General features: G+C 54.7%; 12 protein-coding genes and 1 pseudogene. 4 read left to right on the top strand and 9 right to left on the bottom strand.

Annotation, left to right across the window (positions count from 1 at the left end):
* Positions 1 to 79: 79 nt before the first annotated feature.
* The 5 genes from JUK32_RS16345 to JUK32_RS16325 form a co-directional block, all read right to left on the bottom strand.
* Entirely contained in the window at positions 80 to 1,090 is a 1,011-nt protein-coding gene (locus JUK32_RS16345; RefSeq protein ID WP_204139932.1) for a glutathione S-transferase family protein, read from the bottom strand.
* 74 nt (positions 1,091 to 1,164) lie between these two features.
* Positions 1,165 to 1,914, bottom strand: coding sequence for a TPM domain-containing protein (locus tag JUK32_RS16340; RefSeq protein WP_239112744.1), 750 nt, complete (start codon positions 1,912 to 1,914; stop codon positions 1,165 to 1,167).
* Between the two features lie 294 nt (positions 1,915 to 2,208).
* A complete protein-coding gene (locus JUK32_RS16335; RefSeq protein WP_204139930.1) occupies positions 2,209 to 2,850 on the bottom strand; it encodes a hypothetical protein in 642 nt (213 codons plus the stop codon).
* A 25-nt stretch (positions 2,851 to 2,875) separates the two neighbouring features.
* Positions 2,876 to 3,208: a YtxH domain-containing protein gene (locus JUK32_RS16330; protein ID WP_204139929.1), complete on the bottom strand. Its 333-nt coding sequence runs from the start codon at positions 3,206 to 3,208 to the stop codon at positions 2,876 to 2,878.
* A gap of 75 nt (positions 3,209 to 3,283) precedes the next feature.
* Positions 3,284 to 3,616 carry a hypothetical protein gene (locus tag JUK32_RS16325; protein WP_204139928.1) on the bottom strand — a complete coding sequence of 111 codons (333 nt, stop codon included), beginning with the start codon at positions 3,614 to 3,616 and terminating at the stop codon, positions 3,284 to 3,286.
* A gap of 347 nt (positions 3,617 to 3,963) precedes the next feature.
* Between JUK32_RS16325 and JUK32_RS16320 the strand changes: the two genes are divergently transcribed.
* Entirely contained in the window at positions 3,964 to 6,156 is a 2,193-nt protein-coding gene (locus JUK32_RS16320) for an S-layer homology domain-containing protein (protein ID WP_204139927.1), read from the top strand.
* Here the strand turns inward: JUK32_RS16320 and JUK32_RS16315 are convergent.
* The 3 genes from JUK32_RS16315 to JUK32_RS16305 all read right to left on the bottom strand — a co-directional run bounded on the left by JUK32_RS16315 (position 6,153) and on the right by JUK32_RS16305 (position 7,812).
* Positions 6,153 to 6,377, bottom strand: a complete 225-nt coding sequence (locus tag JUK32_RS16315; protein ID WP_204139926.1) for a hypothetical protein — start codon at positions 6,375 to 6,377, stop codon at positions 6,153 to 6,155. The genes JUK32_RS16320 and JUK32_RS16315 overlap by 4 nt on opposite strands.
* 36 nt (positions 6,378 to 6,413) lie before the next feature.
* On the bottom strand, positions 6,414 to 6,626 hold the full coding sequence (locus tag JUK32_RS16310; protein ID WP_204139925.1) for an NblA/ycf18 family protein: 213 nt from the start codon (positions 6,624 to 6,626) through the stop codon (positions 6,414 to 6,416).
* 85 nt (positions 6,627 to 6,711) lie between these two features.
* The gene (locus JUK32_RS16305) at positions 6,712 to 7,812 is read right to left on the bottom strand and encodes a radical SAM/SPASM domain-containing protein (RefSeq protein ID WP_309224563.1); all 1,101 of its coding nucleotides are present in this window, start codon (positions 7,810 to 7,812) and stop codon (positions 6,712 to 6,714) included.
* A 430-nt stretch (positions 7,813 to 8,242) separates the two neighbouring features.
* On the opposite strand from JUK32_RS16305, the gene JUK32_RS16300 reads away from it, so the two are divergent.
* The 3 genes from JUK32_RS16300 (at position 8,243) to JUK32_RS16290 (ending at position 11,611) form a co-directional block, all read left to right on the top strand.
* Positions 8,243 to 9,811 (top strand): adenylate/guanylate cyclase domain-containing protein, encoded by a 1,569-nt coding sequence (locus tag JUK32_RS16300; protein WP_204139924.1) that lies wholly within the window; start codon positions 8,243 to 8,245, stop codon positions 9,809 to 9,811.
* Positions 9,812 to 9,864: 53 nt separating this feature from the next.
* Positions 9,865 to 10,500 carry a bifunctional phosphoribosyl-AMP cyclohydrolase/phosphoribosyl-ATP diphosphatase HisIE gene (gene hisIE / locus JUK32_RS16295; RefSeq protein WP_204139923.1) on the top strand — a complete coding sequence of 212 codons (636 nt, stop codon included), beginning with the start codon at positions 9,865 to 9,867 and terminating at the stop codon, positions 10,498 to 10,500.
* A gap of 322 nt (positions 10,501 to 10,822) precedes the next feature.
* Positions 10,823 to 11,611 (top strand): AAA family ATPase, encoded by a 789-nt coding sequence (locus JUK32_RS16290; protein WP_204139922.1) that lies wholly within the window; start codon positions 10,823 to 10,825, stop codon positions 11,609 to 11,611.
* Between the two features lie 91 nt (positions 11,612 to 11,702).
* Here JUK32_RS16290 and JUK32_RS16285 read toward each other — a convergent pair.
* A pseudogene (locus JUK32_RS16285) lies at positions 11,703 to 12,045 on the bottom strand (hypothetical protein); the annotation flags it as partial.

Below are 12,045 nucleotides of genomic sequence, written 5' to 3'. Positions count from 1 at the left end.
GCCATCGCCTCCTTGACCGGCTATGACTTTATCCTTGAGGCTCTATTCTATGCAGCTTTATAGAGAATTGGTATAACCTTTAATAATTCCCTTGATAGCCATCACGTTGGTGGGGTTGCTGCCACGCTTTGGGATTTGGCCCCAAGGGGATGATGCCGCCGGGATTTAAGGGGAACAAGTTACCGTAATAGTCACGGCGGACAGTATCGAGATCACAGGTGGCGGCCACCCCAGGCTGTTGATAAAGGTCGCGGGCGTAAGGCCAAAGATTGGGATAGTCGCGCAGTCGCTGCCGATCGCACTTAAACAGCCCGTGATACACCGCATCGAACCGAAACAGCGTCGGAAATAACCGTACATCCGCCAGGGTGAGGTGATCGCCACAGAGATAGCGCTGCGTGGCTAGCTGCTGATCAATCTCATCCAAGGTTTCAAATAGCTGTTTGCCAGCCGCCTCGTAGGCTGTCTGAGACCGGGCAAAGCCGCAGCGATAAACGCCGTTATTCACCGCGTGGTAGATACGATCATTCCAGTCGTCAATGGCCGCTCGTAAATCTGCCGGATAAAGGTCTAAGTCGGGATTAGCGGCAAAGTCGTTAAACGCTGTGTTAAGCAGTTTGATGATCTCAGCACTTTCGTTGTTCACCACCGTGCGAGTGTGCGTATCCCACAGTACGGGCACGGTGCTGCGTCCCTGATAGCCAGACTGCGCCGTTTGGTATAGCTCCGGCAGCGATCGCCACTCCGATCCCGGATTCTCAAACAGCCAGAATCCTTCATTGGGGGACGGGGACACGCGCCATAGGGGAATCACCGCTTCCAACCCTTTCAAAGCACGAGTGACCAGAGTGCGATGTGCCCAGGGACAGCCCATGCCCACAATCAGTCGATAGCGATCGCGATCGGGCGGGTAAGGGCCATCGGCAGTGATAGCATGGCGAAACTCACTGGCCGGCCGCGTGTATGAGCCCTGGTCATCACTCGGGGCGAGTCGCGACATCATCACTTGCCACATCGTGTACCAGACGGTTTTGCCCAGCTGCACAATCAACCCTGGCGGCAAACTTGCTTTAATTTTGGGACGAGCCATAGTGTGGTAGCTTTTTCCCACAATTTACTGCGCTGAATTAGCCCCACTGCCAGCCCGTTGTAACCCTTAACAATCTAAGTTTCGGAAGGCGAGGATGACTCCCCGAGGGTGGAAGTCAGATACGCCACCAAGAAACCAATGGCAAAGCCCGCGATATTGCGCGTTAAAGGAATCCAGTCGCTAGTGCGAGTCACCACTGGGCCCATCCCAAAGGCAAAGAACAGGATGCCCCACAGCGGCGAAAAAATCAGTACCCACTGCCAAGCGATGACTTGGCCCGGTTTGCGAGGATGGGCCGCAAATCCAGCAATGACGCCCCCGACAATCGAGGTCACCAGGGTGAGAATCCATTGCTCTTGGGGAAGGCCCGGTACGACGGCACAGCCATTTTTTCTTAAGCAGGTTTCAATGGAGCCGAGCGCTTCCAGAATGGCGGCATTTTCGCCATTGTCACGGACAAAAAACTGATTGCCATAACGGGTCTGCAACTCAATCCAAAAGGTGCGGGGCAGCAGGTCAAATAGCGCATCGCCCACGCTGAAGTTCAGCAAGTTGCCGCCCCGAGGGTCCGCAATCAGTAAAACGCTGTGGTCGTCTAAGCCCCAATATTCTTTCACCGCTCGGCCAGGGGTGCGATCGTACTGCGTCAGTACCCGCAGCTTCCAGCCACTTTCATCTTGAAAGGTTTGAATGCGATCGTTGAGTCGCTCTTCTTCAAACGAGCTGAGAGAGTTGGCCAAGTCGATGATGAAGGTGGGCTCCTCGGGCAACAGGTCAGGGTTGTCATACGCCAGTGCCGTGGGCGTTGCAAAACTCCAGCCCATGACCCCGACCCAAATCGCCAAAACCCACCGTAACGAGTATTGTTTGACCCAAGCAGCCGTGGCAGTGACCATAACTCTCATGCGCGAATCCTTATTTTTATGAGAACTCGGTTAGCACGAGCCCTCATCTGTTCACAGATGTTTACCTTATTCTAAGGGATGAATTACGCGGTTCTCAGAAAACCTGACAGAAACAGCAATTCGTTGGATGTTGATGATTCTGGCTGATCAGGGGTTCATCAGATGAGTTTCCGCCAGTTGACATTAAGCGAAAGGGGCTAATCCTGGCTGCGGTTAAGAGTCATTAGCGGTAGAGGCCGCATCATGGTCGGTAGGGCTGCCATCCGCCGAGTGGGCAGCGGCGCGATCGCGCTCACTCACCGCCTTTTCGTTAATGGCGTGGGTGTCCTGCGCCGCGCCGGTGGAGGATGAAGCGGGCGGTACTGTGGGATCTGCTGATCGATCGCCATCGGCGACGGGGGGGGGGCTCCCAGCCTGAGTCGTTGACAAAGTCTCAGGGTTCGACATTTGCGCCGGACGGGAACGACCCCGGCTATCCGATTTCTGAGCACCGGATTGATTAAACGTTGTCCAAGCGGCTCCCAGTCCTGCCATGAGGCTACGGGTATTGATTTGAGCGTGTTTGGCTTGCATGCGGGCCGTGGTGACACTCTGATCAACCTGCTGGGCAACGCGCCCGGCATTTTTTACCCCGGCATTTACGTCATCGGTGAGGCGGGCAATTTCATCCGTGGTTTGTCGCAAAGATTCCAGCGTTGGGGGCAAATCGCGATCAAGGGTGTTGCAGAGTCGTTCAAAGCTGCGGGCGGCGCGGCTCATCTCAACAACGGCGGGTACCAGCACCACAAATACCGCTGTCAAACTGACTGACAGCAGCAAAAAGGAAAGGCACAACCAGAGAACCGGATTATTCACAACGCCCCATCAACGACCATTAAAGCTAGTTGTCGTAATCGCTGGTGGGCTGTTCTTCCTGCGCCACCAGGTCTTCATATTGGTGCTGTGAGGCTTCTTGTCCCGCCGCGATCGCCTCCCGCAAGCGACCGAGTGTCCCTTCCCAGCGGCGCTGCGACGCTTCGGATAAGCGGCCAGTTTGTAATTGTAGAGAAGTGGCCAAATCTTCCACGATTTCGGGTAAGGCGTCCGCTGATTTGCGCAAAAATTGCCGGGTTTCTTTGCCGGGGCGAGGCGCAACTAACAAGCCCGTGACGGCTCCAATGGCCGTACCAATGACTACCCCCCCAAGAAATGCCCCAGATTTATTCTCTGCCACTCGATTTCCTCCTTATTCACCCATGGCTAGTTCGCGCAATGACGGTCAAATCACGCCGCAATGCCCTTTATTTAATCACTGATTCTCCATCTGGTGAGGTTGGGGACGAACACGCTGCACCCAGCGGAGAACCATGACCGCCATGCTAAAAATTTGCCGTAGCTGCTGGAGCTGCTGCCGCAGGCGACGGTACCGGGTACGAGCAAACACGATCGCTTCCCGACCTTCCGCCAGTTGCGCCGGAGCCTGATCTGGACTCAGTGCCAGGCGAGCCTCTTGCTCCAGGGTGTCGAGGGCCACGGTGGCCGAGGTCAGGGTTTGTCTAAGTCGCCACAGCCGCCACGCGAGCCCAAAGCCAACGAGGGCGATCGCCACATTTAACCCAATCACCAGTTGGATCATGGTCATTTCCTCAAAGACTGGCTTGTCTGTCGTTTGCAGTGTAACCCTAACCGGGAATTTTCTTGTAAGATGGCCGGAATTTAACCGTGAGCAGCCAGGTGCCACGCTGGCCACTCGCCCGGCGCTAGGGTGAGCGCGTACTGGTCATCAACGCTGGCCATCAACGCAATGATGTCGGCATAGGGCATTACTGCCAACTTACAGTAAAATTTTGCAGCAATATCTGTCCTCAATTGCCTCAATTGTCCCCACCCCCTGCGATTCTAAGCTGATGTCGGGACTGTTCAGTGCTTGACTGCAACAGCCATAGCGGGGGACGGGGGTAATCTTCCAGTCTTTGATAGGCCGACTTTATGGCTCAACTCCTGCTTTACGTTGACTCCCGCCGCGGGCAAGATGCTCACACCGGTCGGCAGCCGACTCAAGCGCTCAAAACTTTGACCCAAGCCTTGCGTCAGAGCCGTGGTGACACCCTGATTCGGCTCACGGCGGGGCGTTATGACGCGACCAGCGGCGAACGGTTTCCCTTAATGATTCCGACGGATTGCGAAGTGCGAGGGGAGTGGTCGGGCGATCGCCCAATGACGCTGATTGAGGGCGGGGGCACATTTCAGCATCCCCTGCTGGGATTGCCGTCCGTCACTTGTGGGGTGGCCGACGGAGCGCGACTCAATTCTGTCATCATTGCCAATGCTCAGCGCCAAGGGATTGGCCTGTGGTTGGCCGATGGTCACCCCCAATTACAAAGAGTGTTCGTGCGTCAATGTGATCAATATGGGATCGTCGTTCTCGATCGCGCCTTGCCGTGGTTGCAAGACTGCCAATTAGAAGATTGTGGTCAAGCTGGGATCACTTTTTTTACCCAAAGTAAAGGCCAACTAGAGCGAGTACAGGCGGTGCGTAACCGCATCGGCATTTGGCTCCGTGACGCCTCAGCGCCGTTAATTCGTAGCTGCCGAGTGGAGCGTTGTGATACAGGCATCGCGATCGCCGATACGGCCCATCCCGTCCTGCGGGACAATCACCTTCGCCAAAATCAGAGCTACGGCCTACATCTGACGGGGTTGGGTACGGCGGATTTTGGTCAGGCTGCCGATCCGGGACGGAATATCGTGCGTGATAATGACCAGTTTGATGTCTACAACGTCACCCAGCGATCGCTCACTTCCTGCGGTAATGACGTGATCCCGCAACGGCTACAAGGTGGCGTTGCGCTGATGGCGAGCACGCTGCCCGATGCCAGTGCCATACCTCCCAGCTTGCTGGCTCGGCAGTCCGACTTTCCCGATGGGGAACCGGAGACGCCACCGTCCCCCGAGATTGAAGATCCGCAAACCGGAGGGCCAGTCGGTTCTCAGCGCTTTCCTGATATGGCGAATCATTGGGCTGGCCCGTTTGTGGATGGGCTAGTCGCGGCGGGGGCGATCGCTGGACTCCCCGATGGCACCTTTCGGCCCGATCGCTCGGTGACGCGGGCGGAGTTTGCCGCCTTCATCGCCGCGAGCTTTCCCGACCGTCCCCAGCGGCGATCGGCCCGGCGATTTAATGATGTGTCGTCAAATTTTTGGGCTTACGGCGCGTTGACCTACGCTTACACCACGGGTTTCCTGAGCGGCTTTCCGGACGGCACCGTCCGCCCTGACACCTTCATTACCCGCACTCAAGCGCTAGTGGCAGTCACTAATGGGTTGAACTTTTCCGGGGGGCGGGTGGATGACATTGGCATTTACCGCGATCGCGCCCAGATCCCCAGTTACGCAGTCGACAGCCTCGCGACGGCTACCCGTCAACGACTCGTCGTGAACTATCCTGATCCGCTCTCTCTACGCCCGGTCGAAGCGATGACGCGGGGCGAGTTATCAGCATTGATTTATCAGGGTCAAGTAGCGCTGGGCTTAGCCACACAGATCCCATCGCCCTACATTGTGCGGCCCGATACTACTCAGCCCACCTTTAGCGACATCGACAACCACTGGGCCGCTGAGTTTATTCACGGTCTCGCATCATTAAACCTTGTCAGTGGTCGCAGTGATGGCCGCTTTGACCCCGACGGCCCCATTACGCGTGCGCAATTTGCGACTCTAATTGTGAATGCGTTTGCTCCCGCTACGATTAGACCGAATATTCAGTTTATTGACGTGCCGCCGGATTTTTGGGCTGCTGACGCGATTCAGAACACCTACCGTGGCGGCTTTATGGGCGGTTTCCCTGATCGTACCTTTGCGCCTAGTCATCCATTGTTGCGAGTGCAAATTTGGATTGCCCTAGTCAATGGTTTATACGCTACAAGCCCAGTCTCTACCCCAGAGGTGCTAGCCCAATTTGCCGATAGCGACCAAGTGCCGCAATATGCTCAGCGACAAACCGCGATCGCCCTGACCAAACAGTTCATCACTGCCGTCCCGAACAATCAGCGACTACGGCCTAATCAGGTCGCCACGCGGGCCGAAACCAGCGTCGCCATTTATCAAGTGTTGGTTGACCAGCAACGAGTGCCCCCGATTCAGTCGGACTACTTATTGCCGTTTCATGCGAACGAGGTTTAGCCCATGGCGTTGAAACACACCCAGGCTCCAACCATGGCAAAGGTGAGAATACCTACCCCTACCGCCCAGATGGGCATCCTATGCTCCATTGTGGAGGGATGCGATCGCTGACGCAAGACGCTGTAAATGTTCGGTGCGCCCAGCAAAAAGAAAATGACTGCAACCCCACTGGCGTTTTCAGTTTCATCTTCTTGATTGAGGTAAAGCTGATGTGTAGTCATGGCCAATATTCCTCAGTTAGTGTCTACAGAGCTTGGCTAGACCAGGTCACCGAGCCCAGCTTCAAAGCCCTTTTCAATTCCCCACGACTCTTTCAAAATTTCGCGAAACGCGGTGGACTGATACAGCATCGCCTCACGCAGTTGCACTAGGAGTGCTTGAGCATCTTCTCTGGAAAGCTGTTGTACCTGCTGCTCAAAAACCTGAAGCTCAAACTGCTGCTCAAGGGGAAGCTCTTGTCGAAATTTCATAACACGCCCTCTAGCGGTTCGTTACAAATATTAACTTAACATTTGTTCATGGAGATTGACAAAGTTGCTTGCTCCCTCATTTCGATCATACCTCTCCCCAGCCTGGTTGCATCCGTCGCATTACCGGACTATACGCTTTGAAATAAGCCACTGAACCAACCTGTCGCAGAGCCGACTTCAGTGGTGTGTCAGCCCCTATACAGCGTTGACACACGGGATGTTTAACTTGTAGTCGATTGAAGTCTTGCCGCAGTTGGCAAGCTGGGCTGCCAGTCAAAATGTCCGCTAACGGTTTTTCCGTCACCCGACCGAGGGGAATTTGTCCCTCAAAGTCTTTGCAGCAGGGGACCACCGTGCCGTCGTACAGTACGCCCGCTTGTTGAGCTGCCCCGTTGCAATAGCCCCATTGCGCAGGCGTTACGGTTCCCGCTTCCACATTGCCCCAACTGTCGAGGGGAAAGGTCTCTAGCACCAGTTTGGGATGGAGGGGAATTAATTGCCACCGTCCTGGGCGAAACTTTTGGATGCGGCGATGGATGTGATCCCAGTCCACATCGCTGGTAGGAATACCGTTGAGCAGGCGTTTCGCCCAGGTTGTGAGTTCGGTCACCATCTGGGTTTTGCCACCCACAATCGTCAACGGTTTATGGGGCACCAGAAAAGGATGCGGCGTCGTATCTAAAAATTTGATGTGGATCCGGGTGGGCGATGTTGGCGATCGCAAATTGGCCTGCACATAATTAACGATGCCCTCGAAATAAGCCTCTGAAGCGAGTCGGGGTGGGGCTCCGCGGAGTTGAAAGGTCTGAGGATCGGGCGTTTGCAGAGAAATGGCAACCTTGGGGACTCGCGATCGCACCAGCCGTTCCACCTGCTCGGGAAATAAGTGAAAGGTGCTGCCGTTGGTCGTGAGATGGAGTGGGAGCGATCGCGCCACCGCACTGTGAATCCCTTCAAAAATGTGGGGATAAATGAAGGGCTCGCCCATCAGGTGAAAGGTGATAATGCGGGCGAGTTGGTCTTGAGCGATTTCAGTCAGCAACCGTTCCAGCAGCTCGAATGCCATGTGGCCGCGCGGCCTAGCCATAATTGCGTCGGGGCAAAACTCGCATTTGAAGTTGCAGACATTGGTGACTTCAATATGTAGGCGATCGAGTTGACGCATAAATCTGATTCCATCAGTCACAGCTATCGACCTGCTCGTCAGCGATTGTGCTCCTGCTCTGGGGGGCCGGGTACGCCAGTTCTGGGAGTTGTGCCGACCCATCCAGTTTGTGTATAGCCCATTTGCCAAAGTCGCCGCGACAGCGTGAAAGCTTTGCAATCCCTAAGAGACTTTTTCCAGAACCGACTAAAAACGAGCAAGGTCGCCTAAACCTAACGGCGAAATCGCCCGGTAATCTGAGAATGTCATAAACATTTGCTGAGGATGTGACCTGCTGGCATCATCGCGATCGCCTCAGCCCAGCCGCGCAATGTGACATTCTGTAGCCAATTTGTAAAATCTCGTGACTGTATTGGGTACACAGAGAACTAGCTGGGCTCTATCCTGCGGAAATCGCCGGATTTACCATGGTTGTGCTCGTAGAGTCTGTTAACTTTGAGGGAATCTCCGGATGAATACTCAGGGGCCTTGCGCAGTGGCCGATACCCAGACTCACCCCTTGTCGGCGCTAGAACGCCAACTGCGATGGCTATTGCCGACTGATTTGTATGCTGCCGCCTGGGTCGATCCGTCGCCATCGATGCTGACCAAAGTGTTTGAGCATTTGCGGACGCTACAGCACGTCTTGATCGACTACGTGCCCCGTGATGTGTGTGATAGCCCCCCGCAACCCGGGCAGCAGCGATATTGCTGGCAAGAAGGCACCTTACTATTTACCGACTTAGCTGGATTTACGCCCCTCCTCGAAGCCTGCTCAGTAGAGGGCATAGATGGTGCAGAACTCTTGCTGCGGGTGTTGAATAATTATTTCTCCGCCATGATTGAAATCATCAGCAAGTCGAGCGGCAACTTGCTGGAATTTACCGGCGATGCGCTGCTGGTGCAGTTCAATACGGGCGATGCGCAGCGCGATATTGTCCAGGCGATCAACACGGGCTTGCGAATGCAGCGAGCAATGGATAGCTTTCAGCAAATTGCCACCTTGCGGGGCGAACTGTCGCTCAACATGCGGGTCGGCATTCACTCGGGTAATTATGTCACTGCTGATATTGGCACCCCCCAGCGGATGGCCCATGTCTTGCTCGGACAGGCGGTGACGCTAGCCAAACAGGCTGAGGGGGCGGGCAGCATTCAGCAGGTGTCGCTGACCGCCGCAGTGAAAGCGCAGTTGGACGATCGCGTCGCCCTGCTCCCAAACGGTGATGACCAACACTGGTTGGTATTGGATGACCTGAGCGACGAGGAACTGGGGGAATATGAAATCACGGTGGCTCGACGACGCAGCACGTCCATGTTTTTTGATCGCACTGTCTCCGGTTTATTAGAAGAAATTGAGACGGTGCTGCAGCGGGTGGAACCGTTAGCCAGCTACATGCCGCGATCGGTGTTGCAGTTGATTGTTGATACCGCCTCTGAGCGGCGCATTCCCCCGGCTTTTCCCACCATTGCGGTGGCCTTTGTCAATCTGATGGGATTGCCAGAGTCGGTCGATGAAGCCCTGCCAGAAGAAACTGAAGCGATCGTCGATTGCTTTTCCCAAGCCTTTTCTCTCATCAACGGCATTGTTGAACTGAAGGGCGGGATTTTGCAAAAGGTCACCTACCACTCGATTGGTTCGGAAATGCTGATTCACTTTGGGGTGCTGAATCCTGACGAGAGCGATCCCCAGCGGGCGGCGGCGGCCATGCTCATGATTCGCGATGTGGTGAGTTCGATCAAGCCGCCAACTGTTCAGGGACAGCCCATTCAGCTCACCTGTCGCATTGGCCTAACCTATGGGTCAGTATTTGCCGCCGAGATTGGGGAGCGCCGGGGGCGGCGAGAATTCAATGTGCTCGGGGATACGGTGAATACGGCATCACGCATCATGAGCCGTGCGGGAGAAAACGAAATTTGGATGAATCAAGTGATGGCGGACAAGATTCAAGCCGATTTTGCGACGGTGCCACTGGGGGTAATGAGCCTCAAGGGCAAAACCCAAGCCCAACCAATTTTTGCATTAGCCGACAAGGGTAGTTAACGACGGGGCGCAAAGGAGGATAATGGGGAGGCTAATGAGTATCGCGATCGCCCATGTCCTTATCTGCCACGGCTATTCCCATCGACGCCATCCGTTATAACGAACAAGGGTTGGTGCCCGCTATCGTTCAAGACTATCTCGACGGCACGGTGCTGATGATGGCCTGGATGAATGCCACCTCGCTACAAAAAACCTTGGAAACTGGCGACACCTGGTTTTGGAGTCGCTCGCGCCAAGAACTATGGCATAAAGGGGCGACCTCGGGCCATTTGCAAAAGGTGCAGACCGTCCGCTATGACTGCGATAGTGATGCCCTGTTGATCACGGTGCAGCAGGAAGGTGACATTGCTTGCCACACTGGCGAGCGCAGTTGCTTTCATCAAATTGCGGGCACCGTAACGGCACCTCCCGCCGATACGCTGTCCCAGGTGTTTGCGGTGATTTGCGATCGCCAGCAGCACCCCCAGGCCGAGTCTTACACCAACAAGCTATTGCAGGGGGGCGACAACAAAATCCTCAAAAAGATTGGGGAAGAAGGGGCCGAAGTCGTAATGGCCTGTAAAGATGATGACCCCGAGGCGATCGCCGGGGAAGTGGCTGACCTCTTTTATCACACTCTGGTAGCGCTCGCCCATCACCAAGTTGACCTCAAGGCGGTATACCAAAAGCTCCAGGCTCGTCGCCGATAAGGGAGTTGCCGAAAAATAACCTACTAGGGTTGGTGGTCGGGGCGAGGGGCCTCTGGCCCGGACGATGGGTACATTATTTACCTGCCAATCCCTAAGCTCTAGATAGTGCGCTTGAGTGGAGAAATGGCGAGATAAAGCTACACTTAACCCATTATCAGAGCAATCCCGTAATATGTGCTGAGGATGCTGCTGGTGGCCGATGATAAGCTTCATATAGGGAGGCTCAATCGTGTGTTCTCAGGTCGCTGCCATATCACCCCTATTGATTTTCTCCAGTTCAGGGTTGTAACTGCCGTTGCGATGGAAACGGCAACTTAAGCTAATGGCCAGACTGATTGCCTTTCAAGCTTGCCGTCACGGTATTGGTTGCTCTCATTTAGTTGCCAATTTGGCCGTCATTTTGATGCATTGTGGCTATCGGGTGGGGCTGCTTGACACCGATTTGCAGGTTGGGGGCATGCGATCGCTCTTCGGCTTAGAAGTTGATGTGTCAACTGATGCCGTGGCCTATTGGTGGTTACAGCCTGATGACCGCTCGCCGGAGGTGCTCAAGGCGGAGCGCTACCTCCATGGCGATCCGCCCCAAGATGCCTCAGCCGGAATTTATATCAGCTCGCTAGCCCGCTATCTCACTCAAGGCAATGTCCAACGGCGGGCGCTGCCGCAGCAATATGACTTGGAAAAACCCTATGAACTGCTGCAACAGTTGGGCAATGAGCTAGCTCTAGATTTTTGGCTGATTGATAATCAACCGGAATTGACCGACGAAAATTTAATGGGGCTCTCATTAGCTGATAGTGCGCTGATTTTGATGCAGCTTGATCCCTATGATTTGCAGCGTACCGCCGTCCTGATCGAAATCATTGAGCAGTTAGAAATTTCGCAAACGTGGCTGGTGCCCTCGCTCGTGTTACCCACTATTGAGACCAGAGTGGTAAAGCACATGCTGGAGAATACCTACGATCATCCGGTCGCGGGGATTCTCTATCTCACAGAAGAATTAGCCGGACTGGCGAGCCGGGGCATTTTCTGCTTGTATCATCCAAAACACCCGCTGACCGAAACGATGATTGCGATCGCTCGCCAGTTGGAGCAGGACGCCTTGGCCTAATTCACTGTGTTGTGAAAGTCGCTCTTAAATCAAAAGAGAGGGCCGAGACTCCAGCCTCTGCCCTCTCCACGGTGCGACGGGCCGCGTGCGATTAAATCGTATCGGTGGGCTCGCTGTCAGCCACGGAGTTCAGCCCCACAATATCTTCGTAGGCGGCGACCTGAGCGCAAATGGTGAGGGGAAAAGTCACCAATAAGCCAATGCCGAGTAATAGCACCCCGATGATATTGATCACCCCCAAGACGATCGCAAAGGCAAAAAATGAGAACCATTTTTTAGAAATCAGTTTGCGGCTAGTTTCCATCGACGGCCAAAAATCTAGCTGCTTGTCTAACAGCAGTGGCAAGGCAAACATATAAGGTAATTGCTCAACCCAGTAGCCAATCAGCTTGTTGTGAGGTAAGGACGCGGGAAATCGCCTCAAAGGCAGACAA

It is taken from the genome of Halomicronema sp. CCY15110 (genome assembly GCF_016888165.1).
Taxonomy (GTDB): Bacteria; Cyanobacteriota; Cyanobacteriia; order Phormidesmidales; family Phormidesmidaceae; genus Halomicronema.
Note: the sequence above shows the minus strand (reverse complement) of the source record. Positions and strands in the feature narration are given on the sequence as shown.